The sequence below is a fragment of the Pectobacterium carotovorum genome, from assembly GCF_033898505.1.
GTDB lineage: Bacteria > Pseudomonadota > Gammaproteobacteria > Enterobacterales > Enterobacteriaceae > Pectobacterium > Pectobacterium carotovorum_J.
Genome location: NZ_JAXAFK010000001.1, coordinates 2,478,300 through 2,501,348 on the forward strand (window position 1 = coordinate 2,478,300; position 23,049 = coordinate 2,501,348).

At 46.2% G+C, this 23,049-nt stretch carries 30 protein-coding genes and 1 pseudogene; 17 read left to right on the plus strand and 14 right to left on the minus strand.

What is annotated here, in order from left to right; translation table 11 throughout:
* Positions 1–17: 17 nt before the first annotated feature.
* From R9X49_RS11100 to R9X49_RS11160, 13 genes are all read right to left on the minus strand, one after another.
* Positions 18–683: a hypothetical protein gene (locus R9X49_RS11100; RefSeq protein WP_319848402.1), complete on the minus strand. Its 666-nt coding sequence runs from the start codon at positions 681–683 to the stop codon at positions 18–20.
* A 138-nt stretch (positions 684–821) separates the two neighbouring features.
* On the minus strand, positions 822–1,352 hold the full coding sequence (locus tag R9X49_RS11105) for a lysis system i-spanin subunit Rz (RefSeq protein ID WP_319848403.1): 531 nt from the start codon (positions 1,350–1,352) through the stop codon (positions 822–824).
* On the minus strand, positions 1,349–1,972 hold the full coding sequence (locus R9X49_RS11110; RefSeq protein ID WP_319848405.1) for a glycoside hydrolase family 19 protein: 624 nt from the start codon (positions 1,970–1,972) through the stop codon (positions 1,349–1,351). The genes R9X49_RS11105 and R9X49_RS11110 overlap by 4 nt, the downstream gene beginning before the upstream one ends.
* 2 nt (positions 1,973–1,974) lie before the next feature.
* Positions 1,975–2,307 (minus strand): phage holin, lambda family, encoded by a 333-nt coding sequence (locus R9X49_RS11115; RefSeq protein WP_226309225.1) that lies wholly within the window; start codon positions 2,305–2,307, stop codon positions 1,975–1,977.
* 107 nt (positions 2,308–2,414) lie between these two features.
* Entirely contained in the window at positions 2,415–3,269 is an 855-nt protein-coding gene (locus R9X49_RS11120) for a DNA/RNA non-specific endonuclease (RefSeq protein WP_319848406.1), read from the minus strand.
* Between the two features lie 626 nt (positions 3,270–3,895).
* On the minus strand, positions 3,896–4,603 hold the full coding sequence (locus R9X49_RS11125; RefSeq protein WP_319848407.1) for a bacteriophage antitermination protein Q: 708 nt from the start codon (positions 4,601–4,603) through the stop codon (positions 3,896–3,898).
* The gene (locus tag R9X49_RS11130) at positions 4,600–5,613 is read right to left on the minus strand and encodes a DUF968 domain-containing protein (RefSeq protein WP_319848408.1); all 1,014 of its coding nucleotides are present in this window, start codon (positions 5,611–5,613) and stop codon (positions 4,600–4,602) included. The genes R9X49_RS11125 and R9X49_RS11130 overlap by 4 nt, the downstream gene beginning before the upstream one ends.
* Complete coding sequence (locus R9X49_RS11135) at positions 5,610–6,584, minus strand: toprim domain-containing protein (protein WP_319848409.1); 975 nt, start codon at positions 6,582–6,584, stop codon at positions 5,610–5,612. Before R9X49_RS11135 ends, R9X49_RS11130 begins: the two co-directional genes overlap by 4 nt.
* Complete coding sequence (locus R9X49_RS11140) at positions 6,581–6,754, minus strand: hypothetical protein (RefSeq protein ID WP_319848410.1); 174 nt, start codon at positions 6,752–6,754, stop codon at positions 6,581–6,583. The genes R9X49_RS11135 and R9X49_RS11140 overlap by 4 nt, the downstream gene beginning before the upstream one ends.
* Positions 6,751–8,283, minus strand: a complete 1,533-nt coding sequence (locus tag R9X49_RS11145) for a DEAD/DEAH box helicase (protein ID WP_319848411.1) — start codon at positions 8,281–8,283, stop codon at positions 6,751–6,753. The genes R9X49_RS11140 and R9X49_RS11145 overlap by 4 nt, the downstream gene beginning before the upstream one ends.
* A gap of 182 nt (positions 8,284–8,465) precedes the next feature.
* Positions 8,466–8,765 (minus strand): hypothetical protein, encoded by a 300-nt coding sequence (locus tag R9X49_RS11150; protein ID WP_319848412.1) that lies wholly within the window; start codon positions 8,763–8,765, stop codon positions 8,466–8,468.
* A 54-nt stretch (positions 8,766–8,819) separates the two neighbouring features.
* Positions 8,820–9,284, minus strand: a complete 465-nt coding sequence (locus R9X49_RS11155; RefSeq protein ID WP_319848413.1) for a YmfL family putative regulatory protein — start codon at positions 9,282–9,284, stop codon at positions 8,820–8,822.
* 25 nt (positions 9,285–9,309) lie between these two features.
* Positions 9,310–9,564, minus strand: coding sequence for a Cro/Cl family transcriptional regulator (locus R9X49_RS11160; protein ID WP_319848414.1), 255 nt, complete (start codon positions 9,562–9,564; stop codon positions 9,310–9,312).
* A gap of 71 nt (positions 9,565–9,635) precedes the next feature.
* Between R9X49_RS11160 and R9X49_RS11165 the strand changes: the two genes are divergently transcribed.
* The 14 genes from R9X49_RS11165 (at position 9,636) to R9X49_RS11230 (ending at position 18,543) form a co-directional block, all read left to right on the plus strand.
* Positions 9,636–10,364: an XRE family transcriptional regulator gene (locus R9X49_RS11165; RefSeq protein WP_319848415.1), complete on the plus strand. Its 729-nt coding sequence runs from the start codon at positions 9,636–9,638 to the stop codon at positions 10,362–10,364.
* Positions 10,365–10,780: 416 nt separating this feature from the next.
* Positions 10,781–11,005 carry a hypothetical protein gene (locus R9X49_RS11170; protein ID WP_319848416.1) on the plus strand — a complete coding sequence of 75 codons (225 nt, stop codon included), beginning with the start codon at positions 10,781–10,783 and terminating at the stop codon, positions 11,003–11,005.
* On the plus strand, positions 10,944–11,495 hold the full coding sequence (locus R9X49_RS11175; protein ID WP_319848417.1) for a DUF2335 domain-containing protein: 552 nt from the start codon (positions 10,944–10,946) through the stop codon (positions 11,493–11,495). Before R9X49_RS11170 ends, R9X49_RS11175 begins: the two co-directional genes overlap by 62 nt.
* 530 nt (positions 11,496–12,025) lie before the next feature.
* Entirely contained in the window at positions 12,026–12,184 is a 159-nt protein-coding gene (locus R9X49_RS11180; RefSeq protein WP_319848418.1) for a DUF1391 family protein, read from the plus strand.
* Positions 12,185–12,934: 750 nt separating this feature from the next.
* Positions 12,935–13,306 (plus strand): hypothetical protein, encoded by a 372-nt coding sequence (locus R9X49_RS11185; RefSeq protein WP_319848419.1) that lies wholly within the window; start codon positions 12,935–12,937, stop codon positions 13,304–13,306.
* A 40-nt stretch (positions 13,307–13,346) separates the two neighbouring features.
* Positions 13,347–14,159, plus strand: coding sequence for a YfdQ family protein (locus R9X49_RS11190; RefSeq protein WP_319848420.1), 813 nt, complete (start codon positions 13,347–13,349; stop codon positions 14,157–14,159).
* Between the two features lie 78 nt (positions 14,160–14,237).
* Positions 14,238–15,077 (plus strand): ParB N-terminal domain-containing protein, encoded by an 840-nt coding sequence (locus R9X49_RS11195; RefSeq protein WP_319848421.1) that lies wholly within the window; start codon positions 14,238–14,240, stop codon positions 15,075–15,077.
* Positions 15,052–15,273 (plus strand): hypothetical protein, encoded by a 222-nt coding sequence (locus R9X49_RS11200; protein WP_243405585.1) that lies wholly within the window; start codon positions 15,052–15,054, stop codon positions 15,271–15,273. Before R9X49_RS11195 ends, R9X49_RS11200 begins: the two co-directional genes overlap by 26 nt.
* Before the next feature lie 40 nt (positions 15,274–15,313).
* Positions 15,314–15,553, plus strand: a complete 240-nt coding sequence (locus tag R9X49_RS11205) for a DUF4060 family protein (protein WP_319848422.1) — start codon at positions 15,314–15,316, stop codon at positions 15,551–15,553.
* Complete coding sequence (locus R9X49_RS11210; RefSeq protein ID WP_319848423.1) at positions 15,550–16,632, plus strand: DGQHR domain-containing protein; 1,083 nt, start codon at positions 15,550–15,552, stop codon at positions 16,630–16,632. The genes R9X49_RS11205 and R9X49_RS11210 overlap by 4 nt, the downstream gene beginning before the upstream one ends.
* Positions 16,629–16,874, plus strand: a complete 246-nt coding sequence (locus R9X49_RS11215; protein ID WP_319848424.1) for a hypothetical protein — start codon at positions 16,629–16,631, stop codon at positions 16,872–16,874. The genes R9X49_RS11210 and R9X49_RS11215 overlap by 4 nt, the downstream gene beginning before the upstream one ends.
* A 1-nt stretch (position 16,875) precedes the next feature.
* Complete coding sequence (locus R9X49_RS11220; RefSeq protein ID WP_319848425.1) at positions 16,876–17,397, plus strand: hypothetical protein; 522 nt, start codon at positions 16,876–16,878, stop codon at positions 17,395–17,397.
* The gene (locus R9X49_RS11225) at positions 17,390–17,773 is read left to right on the plus strand and encodes a hypothetical protein (RefSeq protein WP_319848426.1); all 384 of its coding nucleotides are present in this window, start codon (positions 17,390–17,392) and stop codon (positions 17,771–17,773) included. Before R9X49_RS11220 ends, R9X49_RS11225 begins: the two co-directional genes overlap by 8 nt.
* 212 nt (positions 17,774–17,985) lie before the next feature.
* Positions 17,986–18,543, plus strand: coding sequence for a 3'-5' exonuclease (locus R9X49_RS11230; RefSeq protein ID WP_319848427.1), 558 nt, complete (start codon positions 17,986–17,988; stop codon positions 18,541–18,543).
* A 224-nt stretch (positions 18,544–18,767) separates the two neighbouring features.
* Here the strand turns inward: R9X49_RS11230 and R9X49_RS11240 are convergent, their stop codons facing one another.
* On the minus strand, positions 18,768–19,988 hold the full coding sequence (locus tag R9X49_RS11240) for a tyrosine-type recombinase/integrase (RefSeq protein ID WP_319848428.1): 1,221 nt from the start codon (positions 19,986–19,988) through the stop codon (positions 18,768–18,770).
* Positions 19,989–20,380: 392 nt separating this feature from the next.
* Between R9X49_RS11240 and R9X49_RS11245 the strand changes: the two are divergent.
* The 3 genes and pseudogenes from R9X49_RS11245 to R9X49_RS11255 form a co-directional block, all read left to right on the plus strand.
* Positions 20,381–20,943, plus strand: a pseudogene (locus tag R9X49_RS11245) (tyrosine-type recombinase/integrase); the annotation flags it as partial.
* Between the two features lie 322 nt (positions 20,944–21,265).
* Positions 21,266–22,387 (plus strand): DUF262 domain-containing protein, encoded by a 1,122-nt coding sequence (locus R9X49_RS11250; RefSeq protein WP_319848429.1) that lies wholly within the window; start codon positions 21,266–21,268, stop codon positions 22,385–22,387.
* Positions 22,384–23,034: an MAE_28990/MAE_18760 family HEPN-like nuclease gene (locus tag R9X49_RS11255; RefSeq protein ID WP_319848430.1), complete on the plus strand. Its 651-nt coding sequence runs from the start codon at positions 22,384–22,386 to the stop codon at positions 23,032–23,034. Before R9X49_RS11250 ends, R9X49_RS11255 begins: the two co-directional genes overlap by 4 nt.
* The last annotated feature ends 15 nt before the right edge of the window (positions 23,035–23,049 follow it).

Sequence of the window (23,049 nt, forward strand, 5' to 3'; positions counted from 1 at the left end):
GCCTGCTGCAATGGAACTTAAACCTTGATTGGCCCATACATCCCGGTATGGATAATCGCATTCCATACTGTTTTCATAGCCTGTCCAGTTTCCTGATTAACGAAGAGTGATGACCTAGCGCCATGCGGGCGGCCCAAAAAATATGGTCGCATAGTCTCCCATGTCTCAGCGACCTGAGCATCTCGCCATTCTGGAATTTCTTTCTCAAGAAGGAGACCTATAGCTTTAGATTTTTTAATAGTCCCATCATTGGCAAGATAACCATCCAAGTCGCAAGACACTACAATCGCAGTCGCTTGCTCATGGTAAAGATTGGTTTCAAGCTTCCGAGCACAAATAGAGTAATTTATCTGACCGCGCAGGTGCTCTATTGAAGAAAGGATTTCTTTACCCCCATCATAAGGGCAAGTAACAAACCCTTTTGCAAAATAAACAGTGTGGTCTAGACCATAATACCCGCAATCTTTACTCGGAGTTGTAATTGGGTATCTTGTCTCATTATTGCTGGATACCAAAGGATGCCAAGAAGGATAGGAATCTACTACTGGGCCTAATTCCTCTATAAGTTCGAGCACTACATCTCTAGCAGCCTTTCTCTCTTCAGCGTTTCCGCTCTTAGGAATTAGCTTACTCAATGCGTAATCTAATCCTTTTTGTGCCTCTTCATCTGCGCGAAATGCCATGAGTTAGTCTCCAGTGGTTTTACTCCACGCAGCATTGATCACTCACGCATGAAAATCAACAATAACGCATTAAATTATATTTTTATGCGTTAATTTAAATTAACACCATAAAATAATATAGAGGAATTCATTCGAACCTCATTTTGCTATCACACCCTGCATCTCTAGCTCCCTGATGTATCTATGCAGGTAAATCAACTTCTCCTTGTCGTCCTTTATTCCAGCTCTGATATCGAGAATGTTTCGTCCAGCAGTTGTAGAGAGTTGGACGGCGGCTGCATTGCCCATGCTGCTGGCGCTGCGTACTGTTCCCGAGCTGAGCTCACAGGTTGCAAGGGCGGCACTGGCGAACTGCACGCGACGCTTACCGCTGACAATATCAGCGCGCAGGCGCTCATTTTCACGTTTCGCATTTTCCCGCTCCTTCGCATGTTCGGCGTCTAACGCTGCTATTTGCTGCTGAAAACTGTGCTCACGGCTACGAGCTGCTTCGCTATCTGCTGCCGCTCTGTCTGATACGGATTTCAGCACCAGCGCGTGCTCACTTTTCAGTGTCGCTATATCAGCGTCATAACTCGTTGATGTGATCCACCAGCAGAATGCGCCACCGGCGATTATTCCAGCCACCAGCACACCAGTGGCTAATTTCCAGTTAGGGATGATGCTCATACCAGAACCTGTCGAGCACGTTCGAAGCGCTCACGCCGATCGGTCAACCCATTACTCCCGCCGTTTATCAATCGGGTTACAGCAACAACGTCATCAGCCACAGCACCGCATTTACGTGAATTCCAGAACCATGCGGCAGAACGCATCGCATAAATGTCCTGTTCTAATAGTTCAGGTTTAGCAGTCAAATCCAAGCCCAATACCGCACCACAATGCATGTAGTTCGTCGCACCTGTGACTTGAATCAACCCGCGCCCGCGGAAGTTCCAGCCGTCACCCGCAGCCTTGTTCCCCATTCTCCCGCCATAAACCAGATTCGCTATTGCCGCCTGTCGGTTCAGAGGAACGGATTTTTCACCAGGCTGACGCCCCAGCATTGAAATCTGCTCAGCGCTCAGACGATGACCGAATGTCGCTTTCAAGCCATTCTGGCTGTAGTTGAACGACTCAACGATGTGAGAAAATCCGGCTGACTCATGACCCACTTGAGCAATAAACATCGCTTGTGCCACTGGCTGAGTGATGCCGTATACATCGAATGTGTCCTTAATAACCGGATACCAACGTGCAGCCAACTCGGCGCTGATATTAGCCGCCATTTGAAATTGTGATTGATTCATACTTATACCTGCGAGTTAGTGTCACCAGTCTTGCTGCCAACAACACGGCGAAGAATAGAGCTGATGTAATCAATGCCAAGGAATCCGATGAACACACTACCCATCGAGGCAAAGCTTGAATCCCATCCCAAAGCAGATAAGCCATCATTGATGTAGTAAGCCACCAGTGAACACATTGCAGCATCGAGCAATCGTCGTGACCAACTGTCGCGACCAACATACGCCGCTCGCAAAAGTGCCATGATTGCGGCAGCAACTGAGTAACCGACTTCTTTCTGTGTAAACCACGCAATAATTTGCGCCCACATGTCGGGGTTTTTGTCTGGCATTTTCATAGTCTCCACCTCCGTCTCGCGGGGCTGTGTGATTTAAGGGTAAAGAAAGCCCGCCACTGGCTTGCAGCGGGCTATGTGATTTATTGATTAGTTACTACTGAGCGGTATTAGCAGCCGAGGTCACTACCGAGCGAACCTTTCTGCGCTTTGATTGTGCTTGCGACGTTAGCTGGCAACGCTGACCAGATTGTCAGGCCTGTCTTCTGTTCGATTTCACTGACTGTCACTTGGAAATTACAGTAGTTTGCGTTCCGTGGAGTGTTCTGATCCATGATAAACGCAGCGTATTTCCCGTTCGCAGGGCTTGAGCCGGTAAACAGTATTTTCCAGTAACCACTCGGAATCTGGACTCCGGCCGCATTCGGTAATGTAGCAATATTGCGCTCGAACAGTGGGCCAGTCACTGTGTAGACAGTTTTACTATTCGACAGAGCCCGTTCCTTGTCCTCTAAGCGCACCCAGGCGCCCTGATTTAAGTCTGCCTTCTGCGGCGTGATGTTCGATAAATAATTCAAAGATTGCCAGTCTGACGAGCCCCCGAGCCCAGCCAATGGAGCCTGGTGACCTCGGTCAACAGCAAGGGCCGCATTCGCGCCAGTGTATGCGGCTGGTGCCAACGTATCAGCAGCGGGCAAATCAGGGTCTTGACGCCATGTGCGCGAACGACCACTTGCTTGGCTGGTAGACGTCATTTTATACGCTACCCAATTCGCGAATTTTGTCGCACTGTTATTGTTCAGCGTATATGCATCGCGAACCAGCGTCTGCGAACTGCCGCCGACTGGGCAGCCCACACCGCAGTTATCTTTCGACACTGCCGCGACAGCTGCAACGGCTGCTTGGCGAGCTGGTTCCGGCGCTACGGTTTGTTGCTGAGATTGTTCAGTGCTTTCTTGTGGTTGATATGTTGAGCACGCGCCCAACAACAGCACGGGTAGTAACTTGATGAAATTCATTTTCATGCGATGTATCCCTCTTTGATGTATGTACAGTTTATCCGTCGATAGGATGTGTTCAATGTACATTGAGGGATTACCGCGCCTTACTAAACTGGTTTACTGATTTCCAATCCGACAAGGAGGGCGATGGAGCGATCATCAGGCGCTAAATTGATGGAAAATGGATTAAACCTACGAACGTGAACCCCATAAACTCGCCAAATAAAAAACCCTTGCATTTCTGCAAGGGCCTCAATTGCTGGAAGGCATTCAGTTGTATATTGAGTATGCGCCGGGGGCCTCCCGTTACATCTAACACATACCTGTATCTAAGTAATCCTGCTTTTCGCGCACATTCCTAGCTAGCCACAAGCATCGGTGTGATGAACCACATAAATGCGCTATCCATTTCCCCTAACCTAGATTCCGCTTTATGGCTTTAACGGATTACACAAGGGGAATTTCAAAAAGTTTGCCAAAGGAAACCTCCTTACTCATCCTCTAGTATTTCAGGGAGAGTTATCCTCACGCATCCGTGTGTTTTCCGCATTGATCTGCATCACAAAACAATTTGGTATCAGAATAAAAATCCGTTCAATGGAACGGATTTCGCATTTTTGGCAATGTATCAAATATGATGAAAATATAGCTTAACTTGTTCGGTTTTGCAATGATTGTGCGTCGATTTGTTTTAAACGTGATTTATTTCTCTTTTTAATAATTGCATTCAACGAATCAGTATCCAGACGAGAAATACAATCAGCCAATCCTTCCCAGTGATGTTTGTAATTCTCTGACCATGTTGATTTGCTAACACCAGTCAAATCGGCTAACTCACTGTCTGTGTAATCATGAGATACCAGTTTGCACTCGAAACCAAATGCATAGTCTTGTACTGCCAGCCAAACCAATGATTGGATTCTTTTGCGAACCTTCTCTGTTGTTCTCTTCCCAGTTAGTGTTGGTCTGTATTCGTTCCAAACATGCAGGCAGATTGCTATCTGATACTCATAGTTCAGATCGTTGCCATAACAGTAGCGAACCCATGCAGCGTGCGGCGTTTCTAATTCACTGACAGCGCGACGCCATGATGCAGAGCCGTATGTTATTGGGTCAATCGGCGGGGCTGGTCTTCTCCTGCTGCGTGTTTCAGAACAGTGCATAGCATCTGTTTCAGCACAAACATTACGCCCCTTGCCTAAAGAAATGATTCTCCGCCGTTTGCGAGGAAATTTAGTCGTTCTGGTAATTCCCGCGTCTTCAAATGCTCCTAACTGCCCCTTTCCCGTTCTGTGTATTTCAGATAGGGCTGTACTGACACAATCACGTATACGCTCTAAATATTGATGGTTCATCATGCAGCCCTCTTTCTATCGATAACTATCGCGCCGATGCCCAGCGCATAATCAAGAAAACGGAACAGCAGCTCTATTTGACTGCCGTGTGCCGATTCCCACGAGTTCATGTCTCTGTGTAATGCGTCGTGACAGATGCGGCATAACGGGATAACAAACAGGTCGTGTGCCTTTGTTCCCATACCACCCTGTCCGTGACCAATGATGTGATGCGGGTCGTCTGAACGTTCGCCACACGCGCAGCACGCTTGCGTTTTTACCCATCGAGTGTATTTTTCGTGTTCCCAGCGTTTCAGTTTTGGACGTAGCATGAAGCCCGCCGCAGGCTCTGAATCAATAGCCAGCTTCAGGATGGGTTGGATTTTCCCAACGCGGTTTTCGATAATTTCTTTCGCCGGGACTACATGCTCACAAATGAGGTCACGTTCATTCTGTGGGCCTGGCTGTTCTGTGATAATCGGCATACGAAGTGCGGCGCGGATTGCGTCACGCGGGAGTAAATCTGAAACATTGTGCAGAACAGACCACCAGCTAATCTCTGGCTCTGTCAGTTGGTGACCTTCGGGAAATAAAAACCAATGACGAGCCGAATAGACGACATAGTTAGAAATATTTTGTGCTACGTGGACTCGAACCATATCAGGATTTTCACGTAGCTCATTATCGTGATGCCAGCACAAGCGGATCGCACCAATGCCATTTTCAAGAATTGTTATCTCTTCGTGGTGATAGTCACCGTGCCACTGACAACCAATTCCCTGTTTCAGCCATGCCACCAGCGCATTTTTTCCACCAGCAGCGTTAAAAACCCTCTCATGCGTCAGAAAACCCATCCACTTTTCGTTAATCAATGGCTGTTCTGTTTGCAGTACGCCAGACGGTTTGTCTTTCATGTCGTGCGTAGCAGAGCCCACAACAATGCGCTGACGGAACAGAGACAACTTGTCGCGACCAGGCCGCAGGATGACTTGCCCTAGTTCAGGGACAACAACAGGATTCAGCAGCATTCTCATTGAACACCGCCGCGATAAAATGTTTGTTCATAGACATCACGGCCCTCTGTCAGCAGGTCGTTGAAATCCCCGCTCTTAGGCCAGCGGACAGAAACACGCTGAATATCATTATTTTTTGCCATCAGGTTTGCATGAGCACACGCGAATGCCGCAGCATGACCTGTAGCATTGTCATCCATGTCAGCGAAAATGATCAGATGCGTCACGCCTTTAGGGGCAAGGAACTTCTTCATGAATCCTGAGTTAATCACTGACCATGTGTTGCAGCCGGTGATCTGATGGCATGACAGCGCGTTTTCGATCCCTTCCGAGATACCCAGCGTTGTAGCGACAGGAAACATGCGAATTGCGACTGATCTGGCGTGTTCAAGATAGCTTTCCGATTGCAGTTTCATGAGGCGTTTCTGTGATTGGCCTATGTCTGCTTTCTTGTCACCATCCAACAGCGTGCGGTGCAGATAGCAGAGATTGCCTTTGTCGTCGGTAGCCAGTGAGTAGATAGCCTGGAATATTTTCCCCATCGCACGCTGGCTGTCACAATAGCGGATAGCATCTGTCGGTAGACTTGTTATGCCGCGATTAAATAGATATTGAGCAGCTGGCGTTCCGCGTAGTTGTGCCAGTGTGGGAAATTTGCGGATAACCTTTTCACGATGTGCTTGTGGGGCGCTTTTCGGCGCTGGGGCTTGTTGTTCGTCACGGACGTAAACATTACCGATCAACTCATCAACTTCAGGGGCCAGCGTCTTGAAATCCTTCCCAGTCGCTTTTGTTAGCATTGCCCAGCCGTCACCCGCTCCGCATGTACAGATGTATGAACCAGTTCCGTTTTTATCATCAATGCGGAGTCTCCCACGGCTTCCGCATAGCGGGCACTCGCCCTTAAAATGTTTTTTTCCTGTGACTGGGGGCAATCCGTAATAGTCAAAAATTTCAGGCCAACGCCCGATCGCGGCTTGTGCTGTGTTCATTGTTTTTCCCCTTCGGACTTTGCCTTTTCAATCGCCATGCGAGTGATTAATTCACATAACGGCATGTGTAATTCTTTGAGACGTTGCAGACACAAAAAGATAGGGCCGTCGTATCCGCTCAATCTGAAATATGCAGCGATAGTGTTGGCATCACTGGCTTCCAGTTTCATGCTGCGTTCCCCTGTGATTTTTCCTGCTGTTTGGCGTACGCAATGCGTATTGATTTGATGTAATTCATTACCTCTGGTGAGGTTTCCTGCGGGGTGCGGTGTAGACCTTTAGGCCAGACGCCGAATTTCTTGCGGTATGTGTGAGAGCACCAGCCGTCTGAAACTGGTTTTCCCTGCGTGCTGCGGATGCGCTGATAGAACAGAATCTGTGACCACCAGGCTTGTTTCATTTCAGCGGTGTGCTTTTCTTTCGTTTTGCTTACTTTTGCCAGGCCACGGCTGCGGTCGGTTTCCACGTCTTCACCTGCCAACGGTTTGAAGCCGCACTTAGGGCAGATGTAAATTCCGGCTGGCTTAATGAAATGACATGACGGGCACTCCTTCGGCAAGCGCTCTGGCTGGTCTGTTTTTGACGTGTTAACTGGCGCATCTTCCATGCCGTCAGAGCTGGACAGCAGGCCGTCATACTCAATGTCATCTGGATAACCCAACTTGTGGACGGTGCCGGAGTGATCGAATATCAGGCAAAAATCTTTGTCTGGAGCTGAACGGAGGCCGCGACCTAGGCACTGAATCCAGCGAATCTCTGATTTTGTGGGCCGGGCGTAGATGATGCAGCGCACGTCACTGTCAAACCCTGCAACCAGTACGCCCACATTGACGATGATTTTTGTGATGCCCTGTTCAAAGCGGCGGATGGTCAACTGGCGCTCGTCATGCGGTGTTTTTGCCGTCATGATTTCAGCCGATACGCCCAGACGGTTAAATTCAATCGCTACGAAATTTGCGTGCGCTACGTCAACGCAGAAACAGACGCTTTGGCGGTTTTGTCCGTTCTCCAGCCAGTTCTGAACGATGTCGGCAGTCAGCTTGGTGTCACTCATGACTTGAGATAACTGGGTTTCGTTGTAGTCAGAACCGTAATCGCTATTGCCTACGGTCTTCACATTGCTCAGGTCTGGCGTAGATGGGGCGTAGAATTCGTATTTGCTCAGTGCGCCGATTTCAATCAACTCCTTCATCGTCGTCGGCTTGATCAACTTCTGATAGTAATTACCGAGGAATTTAGCGAATGGCGTACCGGACAGACCGATCACTTTCGTCGCGGTGTTCTTTGTCAGATGATCGATGGTTTCCAGAATCTTTTTGCGCTTCAGATGGGCTTCATCGATAAACAGCAGGTCGATATTGTCCGGCATTTCACGGCGAATCAGCGTATCAGCCGACGCTATCTGAATAAGACGCGTCGGGTCATACGCCGGATGATCGCGCCACACATAGCCGATCTCTTCCGCTGGAAGTCCGTATTCAACGAAACGCGTTGCGGTCTGGTCTAACAGCACTGTGTAGGGGGCCACAAACATTACGCGCATGTTGCGAGAAATTAGGCCGTCAGTGATGAATGCAGCCAGCCCGGTCTTACCGCTACCAACGGGGCTGTAAATCATGAAACTGGCTGTCGTCTTCCAGTTCGCACGCAGGGCATTCAATCCCCGCGACTGCGCTAAATTTGGCGTAATGTTCAGCATTTTCTGTTTTTCACCCCGCTACTGTATAAATAAACATGTCCGGCAATTCACTGATCGATCCCTTTAGATCATCTCTCTTTGGTAGAGCCTTCCCTTCCCCCACACCCTGCCCCGATCTCCCCCCCTTTCCCCCCTCTTACCCCTTCCCTCTCCCCCGCATAAAAAAACACCGTCTAAAAATTTCATGCTGCAATCCTCCCGTTTGGTGCCATCGGCGGCGGTGATGCAAATCCCTGACTGGCTCTTGAATACCGCTCGACGTACAACCGCAGGCGCGTGTTTGCTGCGTGTCGCCCTGCGTTTTCCTGCCGATACGAAACCGGTTCGCCGTCGTGGGCTTCGCGGTATGCGTCCGCGTAGGCATACGCGATTTTTTCCCGCTGCACGCGGGGTAACTTTCCCAACATTTCCTGAATCCAAGCGGCATCCTCGCGGCAATACACGGATGGCATAACAGGTTTCACATAGTTGAATGTGTCCATCTGGCACCTCTATAAATCAAATAGTTGTGTGATTACGGCAGATGGCCATCTGAGTTATTCTCGTTTGACGCGATGACGACCAAACAGTGAGAGGATTGAACGGATTTCAGCCTCACGAGCGGCAATATGTTTGTTATGCAACGTTAAAATTTGCTGGGCTTCATCGTCATCAATCACGCCATCTTCAATCGCTTTCTGAATCATCAGATCGACTTGCCCACGTTTAGCTGCTGTACGCACAGAGCGGCTGTATAACTCGACGTGATCGAGGTCTTCAAACTTCGGAACGTCCACCAGCAATGCGCCGCGACGTTGCGCGAAATATTCGGCCAGCAGTGATGTACCGGAAATGTCTTCCATCGCTTCTAATTCATGAAGCTCAAAGAAACGACAGCCGTTTTTCTCGTAAAGATTGTTGTTGAATGCTTCGGTAGACATGCCCAGCGCACCAGCCATTGCGGATCGTCCGCCTGGGTACGCTTTGCACATCGCCTTTATCGTTTCTTTGATGTCTACCATCACGCTTTACCTTTGGTAGTTACTGTTAAACCGCTGATTCGTTAATATTTGGTTCGTCAGCATTAGCTTTTTTCAGCGTCTTTATTTCCAACTCGGTATATTTTCCGTTGGACGCCGCAGCTATCTTTTCTGCGTAGTTGGTTTCATCAGTGAATTCAGTTCGGGGTAAGGAACCACGATCAATCCACTTGTAAATGGCTTTTGGAGTTAACCCGCAAGCCTTGGCAACTACCGAAACTTTGATGTCTCTGATGACATCGCCGAGCACAAGAGACTGCATGTCTCCTCCTCATCATTAGTGAACTTTAAGTACATATTATGACGGAACTGATAGTACACGCAAGCAGATATATGATTGAACCTATGGTTCAAGAAGAAAAAGTGCGGCAAATCTTTTCTCGCAGGCTGGCACTAGCCTGTAACAGAGCGGGAATGGAAAATCATGGACGCCAAGCAGATATAGCTGCGGCGCTTGGCGTCACGCCTAAAGCCGTCAGTAAATGGTTCAATGCAGAGTCAATTCCCAGAAGGGGAAAAATTGCTGAACTAGCCGACTATATCGGGGCACAGACTAACTGGTTGCTTGGTGAAGGAGAGGAAGATCAAGCAACATCTGTAGACGCAAAGTACAACACAAGAAATAGCTTTTATCGTGTTGATGTTCTGGATGTTAAAGCCAGTGCCGGTAACGGGTATTTGGTGTCTACTGATTTTATCGAAACCATTCGAGCCATTGAGTACACAAACGATCAGGCCATTGCTCTCTTTGGTAATCGCCCTGCGGAATCAGTAAAAGTGATTACTGTTAGCGGCGATAGCATGGAAGGCACTATCGAGCCCGGAGACCAAATTTTCCTTGATATGAATGTCACTGAATTTGATACCGACGGCATCTATGTATTCGTGTTCGGTAAGACTCTGCATGTTAAACGTCTGCAAATGCAAAAGAACCGCATTGCCGTTCTGTCAGACAACAAACTTTACGAACCTTGGTACATCGAAGAAGGTGACGAAGATCAGTTTCGCATCATGGCTAAGGTTATGCTTCGGCAGTCCATTGAGTACAAACGTTTTGCCTGAGAGTCCTTCCAGGATGTAACTCAGCTTTTCTACCTATGCCATTAAACGCTTACTGTAAGACAAGCGACACGTTGATCACTCGTTAAGTTCATCTAAAATCAATCTTGTAAGAGCTTCTAAGGAACTCTTGCAAGACTGTGACTACATAACGTTAGTAAAACGCATTAATAGGATAGAAAATGTAGCTTGTTTAAGCTTAGAGTCTCGATAAAACGGAACTAAACTTAATCTTTAAACACTTGTCACAATGATTACGGTCAACCTATCTATCGATTAGATAGTTGCAATGTTACTTACTTCACCCTTTGTTCCTATTGCGAACATTGTGATTTTGGTACAAACTTCTGTCACACGGATCCGTACAGCAATTATGCTATACCGTTTGGTGTGATGTATAACATGAGAGGACACCCCACATGAAAGGTACGACTAAGCGCTTTTTAGGTGCGATGGGTTCTATCCTTGATATAAGCCCGTCTGGAAACTACAGCGAATACCGGAATGTTTCTTCAGATGCAGAGCTAATACGAGAAGATTGGATGTCTGTAGGTAATCAAATCAGGGAAGCTATTGCCAACCATGAACCGCAAGAAAACACATCGAAAATCTATCCCAAAGCAACAGTCAGGCCAACTTGTTAATCAGCCCGCAGCGACATCAACCAGGGCTCAAGATGGCAAGGCAGAGCTTTTAGTTAATGAGGTTGTAAAAAACCCCCAAGTCTTAGAACGTCTATTGCATAGACCTGAAGTGGCGGGTTTTATGATGCAAATTTCAACAACGCATCGTTCTGGACCTCTGCCCGAAGCTGAAGAACTCGCCAGATACGACAAGGTTTCTCCCGGTTTTGCGAGAGAAATAATGGATATGGCTAAAAGCGCTCAGGAATTTAGACAAGATCAAGGTAAAAAATCTCTGTCAGGTGCCATATGGAAAGACAGGATTGGACAGATATTCGCATTAGTGTGTGTTTTTGTTTTTTCCTATATAGCTATAGAGATGATCAATAAGGAGGCGTATGGATACGCAACTATCTTATTAGGCGTTGAACTTGTGGCTTTGGCTGGCGTTTTCGTCTTTGGCCGAACCGATAACAAACCACCCAAAGAAGAACAAAAAAAGAAAAAATAAATACTTTATCTATAATCCCGCTAAAACTATGGCGGGATTTTTTTCGTCTGTAGTTTGGTGATTCCTCCTAGCTCCGCCCTTCTCGGTACTTACGCCTTCCCTATCGTAAAAATAAATCCATTTAAAGTTCATAAGGTTAATTACTCTTTTTTATAAATGTACTTTTTGTACTTGATTGAAATGAACCATTGGTACATTATTCATTTCAACAAGTGACCGCTTAGACCCCCAGCACTGCAAAACTGGGGCGAGTGCGAGGGGTGCAGGGGTAGTGAGAGCTACGTCGTGACCAGAGCAAAGGATAAGTAAACAACTACAGGAGATAAGCCAATGAAGTAATAACCTAACGCGACGACGGTGTTACAGGTCGGGTTCCCACGGCGACGTAGTGAGGGAAAGGAGGCGTAAAGCATCACTTAGTTACGGGTGGCGTCCGATTTAACGCGTAAGCAGCCTAAAAATGAGCGGATTTACCCTGCCTCTGCCAGTTCGGGGAGGTAGGCATAAAACCACTGAATGAGGGCAGAAACATGAAAACTCTCGACTTAGGAAATAACGAAACCATTTCTCGCGGCATAGCAAAAAACGCTGATGGCACGTTTACCGCGTTGAGTTTCACAAAGAGCAAGACATTCAAAACAAAAGCTGGCGCTGAGCGTTGGCTAGCACGAATGACTCCAGCTGAATGAGGGTAAGAGGATGAAGATTCACGTTAGAAGAGGAACGGGGAACGGCTGTGATGATATCCCACTCTGTGGGTTCAATAACGCCAGACGGTACAAACATCTTCCCGCCAGTTTTGTGAAGTCCGCAAAAGAATTCCGCGACACTACTAGCGAAGAGCGCTGTCAGCACTGTGAACAATTGTACCTGATTCAACGTAACAAGCAGCGAAAAGCAAAAGGGAAGCCGCCAGTCAAAACAGCATTTGAGGGTTTTTAGTGACTTCACCCTGCGCCCACCAGCTGCACGGGCGCATGAATGAAATCTCTACCACCAGCAGTTGAGGTCATTATGAAACCTGACACCAACAAAAAACGCCTATCCCCCGCACAACATTTATGGCTGGTTCAGCGTATGCGGTCGTATGGAAACTGTCTGGAAAATGCAGGCATTCCACCAGCAGCAACATTCCGGCTCGCGATGTTATCGGGAAAGAGGATTCTCGCAGAATTACAGTAATTTCGCCTTCACCAGGGCATAACCGGGCGCGGCTTCGCGTCGCCGGATTCGTAACCGGCGCACAACAGGTAAGGGCATTGGTTACGCACAAAATCCGTGAGGTGCTTAACGTAGAGTGTGAATCAATGCCCTTACCGTTGTGGTAATACTGCCGCAACACCCTTGTATCTCTTGGCGGTCAACCGACCTTCTAACCATCTACGGAGGTGACGATAGAGTTCTGCGGTTGACCGCCCTTTTTACAGAGAGAAATAGCCATGTCTGAAAATGCTGAAAGCAAATGCACCAATTTCAGCCAACAGATCGCCTACATCAATAAAGGCACTCTGGATGCTGAATTGACCGAAACGCTTGCAATGATTATTCAAGCTGTTCGGGAAACCCGCAAAAAAGGCTCGGTGACACTAACACTGAGCGTCGAAATGCTGAACACTCGTACAGATGATCAGATGAAAGTAACGCCAGACGTCAAATTCAACAAACCGAAACTGGAACTGGCCGACACGATCATGTTTTCAACTGCTGACGGCGACCTGCTCCGCGATGACCCTGACCAAGTTCAGATGGATTTAAAGGTTATCGAAACAAAAAGCGGCGCTGCACCAATCCGGCTGCAATCTAACAGCTAATTTCTTCAATTAGCTATCCCTCTTAAAGAAGGAAATACCTATGTCACAAGTTGTTGACGGCTCTGCCGTGTCTGAAATTCGTAATCTGGCTATTGAAGCGCATAAGCTGGATACCAATATTCCGACATCTGTTGTACCTACCAGTCATCGTGTCGAATCTCTGGAACAGTTTCAATTAAACCCGTATCTGATTCGTCATAACGTTGACCTGATTTCAATCACATCGCTCATCGCGTATGTCCAAAAATACAAAGACGAGCGCACCGCGATTTTTGCTGACAACACAAAAACGAAAGTGGTTGCCGTTCTTGACTATCACGCCTCCCATTCATCGCCTGAATGGGGAAAACATAAGGCCGTTTACGATTGCCCATTCTCGAAAGAGTGGCAAGAGTGGGCTGGGCGCAATGGACGCATGCAAAGCCAGATCGATTTCGGTGAATTTATCGAAAACCATATCAGCGATATTGCTGCGGTCGGCGAAACCTACGCTGGGCCGTCTGGTGTGGAACTGCTGGAAATGGTTCTGGCATTCCAAGAAACGCGTAAGTCTGAATTCAAGTCTGTTAAACGTCTGCATGACGGTACAACGCAGTTTGCGTATTCAGATGAAAAATCAGGCGGCGGCAATACTCAGTTGCCGGAAAAAATCAGCCTCGCTATCGCGCCCTTTCATAACGGCAACACATATCAAGTTGATGCCCGATTCCGTTACCGCATCAAAGAGGGTCAGTTGATTCTTTGGTACGAGCTGATCGACCCTGAAAAAATCGTAGAGCATGCATTCAGTGAAATCGTTACTGAACTGCAAACCGCATTCGAAAACGTCCCGATTTACGAAGGTTCTATCTAACCCACCCTAAGTAAGTGAAGCCTTATGCGCGGCCTGTGCTGCGCATAGTGAAGCATTTACCCGACACAGGAAAATACTATGGCGACATTAAACCAACGCTATGCCAGCAAAGAAACTGGTATCACGGTTAGAAAAACCCACCTCGTCCCAATCTCAGAAATTTATGCCGAGGACGGGTATAACGTCCGCGAACTGGACCCAGCACACGTAGCTGAGTTCAAAGATGCGTTTATTGCTGGGGAATATATTCCGCCGTTAGCTGTAGAAGTAACAGAGCACGGCGTAAAGGTGATTGACGGTCACCACCGTTTTGCTGGCGCTAAAGCAGCAAATGAAGCGGGTCATGAGATTTTGCGACTTGAGTGTAAAGATTTTGTCGGAACAGAGGCCGATAAAATCGCGTTCATGGTCACGAGCTCTCAAGGGTTGGCGCTAACACCACTGGAGCGTGGGGCAGCATATCACCGCTTATATAATCAGGGCTGGTCAAACGCTCAGATTGCAGCGAAAGTGAAGCGGTCTGAATCCGACATTATTCAGCACCTTCAGTTACATCAAGACTGCTCACCGTATTTAAAAAGCCTCGTCCGCTCTGGCTCTCTGAATTACGCGCTAGCTATCGATATCAATCGCGAGCACGGTGTTTATGCCGATAAAGTTGCATCGGGCCTTATGGAGAAAGCAGAGGCGGCTGGTAAAAAGAAAATAACAAAATCTATCGCCAAACCCCAATTCCCAGCAGCAAAAACCAAACGGCTGATCGAACTGATTTATAAGTCGGCTCCAATCGTTAGCGAAGGGAGCAGTCGGGATTATTTGCTCTTGCCTGTCGGCGTTAAAGACGAAGTCGTGCGCATTCTGGATGAGTTCAAAAAATACTGTGAGGCAGAGAATGCAACTGAATCTCAGCCAGAATAAAGCCCCGTTGTGGATTTCAGAAAAGGCGTGCGCCCTTTTAAAACAGGTAAGTGCTGGTCGAGTTATTCCCCGTAAAACATACGGTAAAAAATATCAGACGTTACGCGTAAATAAACGCTGGCGTCTGTTGTGTCGGGATGGCACGAGCTGGGAGCTACTCACTCACAATGATTACAACAACCTGATCGACAAATAACGAGCCTCGCCACCAGCGAGGCTTTTTTATTGGAGGTTTTATGCGTCACATCATAAGGGGAAAGTTAACCCCAGCAGAACGTGAAGCGGCTATAGAAGCCCTGAACAGCCACCAGCAGCGATACGGAAACTACGCCAAACCAAAAACCAGCTCAACATATCGCGTCAAAATAGATGGTCGTATTGTTCCCGTCGAAATCGTCAATAGAAGCGCATCTTACGTTGCAACCGTAATGAATGGTCATCGTTCTCTGCAAAAGATGTGCGGGGTGCCAGCATGAAAAAAGAGAGCAGCAAAATAGGTGATTATTTCTTTGAGTTCCCAGCATCGCGGGGGTTGCAGGGCGATACCCTTGTTCTGATGATGACCGTTCCGGCTCGTACTCTTTCGCGCGTTTTAGCATCAGATAACGTGGGAGGCACTCTTGAGCGGTCACAGCGTGAGCTCAACCCCGCACGGGCAAAGAAATTTTATCAGTACCTGGTGAACGCGTACGAAAAAAAGGAGCCATTCATCATCCCACCGCTTGTCGGGAACTGTAACTCGGAAATTGAGTTTGACGAGTTCGGCAATACAAATGTCGGAGTGGTCAGATTCCCTATGGACGCCGAGATTAAGCTGTTCGACGGTCAACATCGCGCGGCAGGTATTACAGAATACTGTCGCACCATAGATGAGCCGCTCCACGTGCCGCTTATGCTGACACATAAGTTACCACTGAATACTCGGCAACAGTTTTTCTCTGATATCAACAACAACGTTTCTAAGCCCGCTGCGGCTATCAATATGGCGTACGACGGGCGAAATAGCGCAGCCCAGGAGATAGTGAAATTTCTCACGCAGCACACTGTGTTTGCTGAAATCACTGATTTTGAGCACAACGCTGTACCAGCGAAAAGCAATATGTGGGTCAGTTTTAAGGCACTTAGCGATGCTACAGATAAGTTCTCTACCGTGGCAGGTAAAAGGCTGGAAGCCGGAGACATTGAAGCCATCTGGGAAGCGTGGCTGTTAATGACCGCCATTGATGATATTCGCCACGGTACTAATCAGGGGGAATATAAACGCGACTACATTCAATTCCACGCTGTGATGATCAATGCGTTTGGTTATGCCATCCAACGCCTACTTGCCGATCACTCCGTGCGTGAAGTAACAGCGATGGTTGAGTCTCTCGCTCTCGATACGGGGGTCTCTGAGCTCGAAGATTTTTTCCTGATATCCAGTTGGGGTGGGATTTGCGCCAATACCGACAAGGAAAAACCTACTGTCATTGTGAATGTGGCTGCACAGAAGGCGGCAGCGGAGCGTTTAGTTAGTGCAATTAAATCAAAAAAACTGCGCGGAGGTGGGGTGTGAGTTTCTTCATTGAAATGCGCTGTGAAAAACGCGGAGAGGGTCGTTCGCCGTATGGTGGGAACCGCTGTTTGTCAGACGACAACAATGGCCCGTTTGTCATGGCTGATGACAGTAAAAAATCGGTCAATGACGTTATGTCGGATTTATTGAGTGATGCTGTCGGTTCTGGTTGGAAACGTATTCGCGGTGTCGGTTGGGTATGTCCGAATTGCTTAAAGCACATGGCTGAGAATGGTGAATAACATGAATACTTTGACGAATGAAGCGATTAAAAGTCGTATTGAGGCGCTTCGAAACAGCCATGCGCAAAACAAGAATGCTATCACATCAACCTATCTCGTTGATGCCAAAGCGCTTGAAGAATTGCTATCACTCCGTGCACTACTGGCGGCTTATGATAAGGCGGCGAAAGAGCCTGTGGCATACATCGTGCAAGACAAGTACGAGCGAGAAAGCGGCAAGGCTGGATACCTAAGTTATTCTCCTGCATCAAAGTATATTTCTGACACAGATATTAACGCGCATGAAATCACATGCACGCCGCTATTTAAAAACGCACCCATGCCTGTAGTGATAGATGATGTTTTATCAGCAGCTAAAAAGATAGTAAGAGAATTTGAAGAGGCCGAACGGAACAGGGGGCCGATCCGCGATAGATATATCAACCCCATGACCCGTAAGGAGGAAATAAATCACATTATGGTTTCTATACCTAAAATTCGTAGTCTCGCCGCAGCAATACTCCAGGGGGCTAGAAATGATTAGCCGCGACAAACTTGAGCACATCCTCGCATACGCAAAGCAGCAAAAAGAAATTGGCGCGATGCGTTGTAGTGCCCTTCCTGATGACCTGATTGAAATCGTTGAACGGCTTCTGGCGGGCAACTCTCAGGTAATTCCTGACGGTTACTGCATCATGCCGCTTAAATTGACGGCGGATAATGGCGCTAAAGGTGCGCTGTCTGGCGAGTTCCACATTTCCCGCACAGTTACCTGTCATGAGTGCGGCGGTGAAGGTTGTGAGGATTGTAACGATCGGGGAAGTTGGGAGGAAGAAATATTAATCGGCTGGGACATTATTAAGCTGATTTACCAATCTGCTGTTGATGCATGTTCGAAGACAGATAAGGCTTCATCATGATTATCGGCTTCATTCTTCTCGTCAGTGCCTGCGGTAATGATTACTGCGATGCCCTGCCCGTTTCTGAGCGCGTTATGACGTTTAACGAGTGTCAGAACTGGGTAACCCTGATACACGAAAAACGACCAGGAGCCACGCTATTGTGTCTCCCCGTCAATGACGACTAACCAGCCTCGCTAATGCGGGGCTTTTTTTTGGCCTCTGGAGAACCGATGAACAACTTAATGATTGACTTAGAAACGATGGGAAGTAACCCGCAGGCTCCAATTGTAGCTATTGGCGCTGTTTTTTTTGAACCAGCAACAGGTGAACTGGGGAGAGAGTTTTATAGTCCGGTGAGCCTTGAAAGCGCTATGCATGGTGGCGGTATTCCCGATGCTAAAACAATAATTTGGTGGACAGAGCAAAGCGAAGAAGCAAGAGCAGCAATTAACAAAGGGTTTGCGTTGATTGTTGTTCTGCATGAACTTAAGAAATTTGTCGACACAAACAGCGACCCCAAATATCTACGCGTATGGGGGAATGGTGTGGGATTCGACAATGTCATTCTTCGTGAGTCATGCAAGAGAGAATGCTTCGGGGATATCTGGCAGTGGTTCAATGACCGTGACGTCAGAACCATTGTCGAACTGGGGCGGGAAATTGGCTTTGATCCAAAAAAGGACGCGCCATTTACTGGGGAACGTCACCACGCTCTTGCTGATGCAGTACATCAGGCACGGTATGTTTCAGCTATCTGGCAGCGCTTACTTGCGCCCCACCAGCAATAAGAGGTATCAGATATGGCCACTCGATACATTGGGCTGAAAGAAATGTGTAAGTTGACGGGGAAAAGTCATCCAACGCTTTGGCGTATGTATGCCAAAAAGAAGGAGTTCCCCGCCCCACAAAAAAGCGCCAGCGGTACATTTCTTGGCTGGCCTGAGCACGTATATGAAGATTGGGTTCAGCAACAATCTCAAAACTAATAAACCGCCGTACTCGCGGCGGCTATTCATAACAAAGACTTTAGCTTCTCCTCCCACAACGCGATTACTTCGCGCTTTTCCTTCAAATAGTCATACCTGTCATAGTGCTTGCGTGATACGCCCGGTCTTTTGTGATTCTGGACGATATCGCGCAGCTCTGAACTAATTCCCATATCCCCAGCCAGCGTTTTAAACGTTCGTCTAATATCTCTTGGCGTAAATGCCGAAAACTCAGTTTTTGCACAAAATTTACGAAGCTGTTTACTGAATTCAGCTGACAACAACCGCCCTTCTTTAGTGTCAGCAGGGAAGAGAAAGGAGGAGTCTGGATATAGTCGTTCTTGCTCTTCCAGAATTTTTATAGCCGGATCGCTTAGAGGGATGACGTGATAATCTTTATTTTTTGATATATGCGGCGGCACTGTTAACATTTTGCCTTTTTTATCCCAATTTTCGCGCGTGTTAGTTAACAACTCCCACGGTCTTTGTCCGCATGTATACAAACACAACAGCGCCAGTCTGGAATAGTCAGAGTTTATCGGGCAAATTCCTTCAGGGGCGTTTAATAGTAATAATAATCGTGATAACTCATCCCATGATAAAAAACGGTCAAGAGCCTTATCTGCACCCTTTTGCGCAGGGACGACTGACACCGGGTTCCTATCTAACCCGTATTTTAAGTTCCCGTTGATATTTGCGGGATCGTTGTCTGCAAACAAACCAAAATTAAAAACGGCGTGAAGATTGGTTCTGACTTTATTCGCGCCAGCAAGTGCGCCGCGTTTTATAAATTCTGCCAGCACCCGTTTTATCTGATCCGGTGTTACGTCCTTTGCTGGCATGGAGGGAGATATATGCCCAGTAGCCAACACCTGGTTAAGTCTGTTCTCAGTCTTATCGTATGAGCGACGCTCCAGCCTCTTTTGATCTGCAATGTAATCATCAAATAGCTGCTTCAGTGTAGCGTGCTCAAAAACCACCAATTCAGGCACTGACACATTAGCCGCAGCCTCCAGCGCTTTAGCTGTTGCATCTGCGAGTGAAAGATGGGGATAATCCCCCAATGATAAAAATTTCCTCGCTCCATCTTTGTGGTATTTGTACACAAAGACTTTACGGCCAGACGGGTAAATCTTTATCCCTAATCTACCAGTGCCACGAGTTGCCGCAGCTTGCCAAACATAGTATGCCGAGTCCTTTGGTTTGATGCCTTTTATCTTACTGTCTGTGAGCAGTATTCCAGCCATTACAGGTGCCTTTACGGGTGTCGTAATGATGAAATACTATGATATGAAATGAAATCAAACAACATCTTAAAATCATTATATATCATATAGTTGAAATCCATTGAAATCATATAAAATCAATAGAAACAGCTAGTTAACGGACTTCTAAGCCGTAGGTCACAGGTTCGAATCCTGTAGGGCGTACCATTTTACGTTCTCCCAGACTCTACCGAATTCAACAAAACCCCGTTATATTCATTGATACCACTAGGATTTTCTGTCGCTGAGCTCCACCGAGGTCAACCCAGCATACCGGAAATCAAGTCGATGTTGGGGGCCTCTATGGGGGCTCTTCTTGTTCAATGACTATTAGGGGCTCCCACGATGCCACTTAATGCTCGACAGATAGAAACCGCCAAGCCTGTAATCAGGTATTCCGTTACGCGATCGTCACTAGCCAAGCAGAAAACAACCCGGCATCAGAACTGGCAAGCGCTCTTCCCCCACCAAAAGCTACACACTACCCTCACCTGTTGCCTGATGAACTGCCGGATTTTCTACGTACGTTATCAACTTATTCGGGTAGTAAGGTCACACAATTGGCAACACGTATCCTGATGCTTACTGGCGTTCGAACTATCGAACTACGACAAACCGAATGGAAGGAGTTCGATTTTGAAAAAAGGCTTTGGGAAGTACCGAAAGAACGCATGAAAATGCGCCGCCCTCACCTCGTTCTCCTATCCAATCAAGTGATCGATGCGCTGCAACAGCTCTACGCCGTTACCGGGCGATACAATCTGGTTTTCCCTAGACGCAACGACATCACTAAATCGATGAGTGAAGCCAGCATTAATCAGGTACTGAAAAGGATTGGTTATCACGACAAAGCGACAGGACACAACTTTCGCCACACAATGAACACCATACTACACGAACAAGGTTATACGAATTGCAGCTTGCTCATGTGGATAGATTGGACAGTAATGAGAGTGTCATAACGATGAAAAAAAGCATAAGATCATGATATCGACAAATGTCAATGCTAGCTTAGGATTCCGTTTCAACTCTATAAAAAATATGGATAATTGAAATCCACACTTCATTATCGTAAATTTTAGTTAATCTTAAAACCACTTCTTCAAGAGGTAGTTTTAAGCTGATAATAAAAAGATGTAGATGCAATTGGTTTAGTCAGACAACACTTATCTGCATGACCACTCGTAAAAATACGTCGTATTTTATAAATCATAAAAACCTATAGCATATTAGTATCATCTACTTTTCAAGGATATAAAATGTCTCTGATCGATGAAATAAACAAAGCTAGACTGCAAGTACATACCGATTCATACCCTATGTCGATAGGCGAAATGGTCAACTTATACAGAGATGGAGATTTAGATATACATCCAGAATTTCAGCGAGTTTATAGGTGGAGTGAAGAGCAAAAAAGTAAACTTATAGAATCCATTTTGTTAGGTATCCCATTACCTTCAATATTTGTTTCACAGCGCCCAGATGGAGTATGGGATGTTGTTGACGGTTTGCAAAGATTGTCAACAATTTTTTCTTTTCTTGGAGAGTTAAAAAAGACAGATGGCTCTTTAGCAAAACCCTTAGAGTTAAGAGCTACTAAATACCTACCATCATTGGAGGGGAAGGTATGGGATGATCCACAAAACCCTGCACGTGAAGTTGATATGGAAATAAAACGCGTTTTTAAACGCGAAAAACTTGATATAAAAATAATAAAACGAGAAAGCGAGGGAGATACTAAGTTTGAACTTTTTCAACGATTGAACACTGGAGGTTCAAAACTTTCAGATCAAGAAGTACGTAACTGTATGCTTTTGATGCTTAATGCAGAAGCATTTGAATGGCTACAAACTATTGCACAAGATGATAATTTCCGTATTACAACTCCATTATCAAGTAAACAAATACAAGAATGCTATGCGCAAGAACTCGCTTTTCGCCTGATTGTACAGCGTCATTATGATGAAGAACTGCGCAAAGCTCATTCAGATGTTGGCCCTTATCTTAATGCTGAATTAGGTCGTATTTTCTCTCAGGAAAAACCTATTATTGATTACGGAAGCGAAAGAGCTGTTTTTGAAAAAACATTTGAACTATTTAATTTAGCTTTAGAGGATAATTCATTTAAAAAATTCAACCACGAGAAACATCGCTTAGAAGGTGCTATTTCAATTCCTGTCTACGAGGCTTTGGCCACCGCATTGTCACTATATATTGAAGCCAACCCCGAACACGATGAAACTCAAACCATCCAGAAGATTAATACTGCCAGCAAATTATTGACTCAAACACAAGAGTTTTTGGATGTGATAGATAAGTCTGTTCGCCCTCTAGACAGAATGATAGCGATGATATCCATTGGGAAGGAGCTCATTAAGTGAAGATTAGAAGCCTACTCGAACTAGAAGAGGCTCTAGATAACGATCTTGCATGGAGAAAGCATGAGATATCGCTAATTACAGGCCAAGTATCTAAGTCTAAAAATAAGATCAGATCAACCTTAATTAGAGCCGCTATAACTTTAATGTATGCTCACTGGGAGGGACATGTAAAAAAATCTGCACAGATTTACCTTACGTTTTTAAATCATAAAGCACCAAAATACTCAGAAATGAAGGATAATTTTTGTCACATTAGTTTATATGAAAAATTCGAAGAGGGTTTTTCAATTAAAAGATATACATCACAAAAAGAAATATTTGAATATATATCCTCTGGGCTAAATTGCAATTTTAAAGTTAATTGCGATAAAGTTGTCGATACAGAGTCAAATTTAAAATCTCAAGTTTTCTTAAATCTGATGTATCAACTGGGTTTAGATACCACACCATTTGAATTAAGGAAAAACTTTATTGACCAAAAACTAATAAAAAATAGAAATGCAATTGCTCACGGAGAAAAAGTAAGTGAACGGGAACTAGAAGAAGCGTATGATGATATTTCAAATAATTTATTATCTATGATTCAAACAGTTCACAATATGATTAAAGCTACAGCATCAAATAGTGGATTTTTGAAGTCGAATTAAAAACAATATACTAAC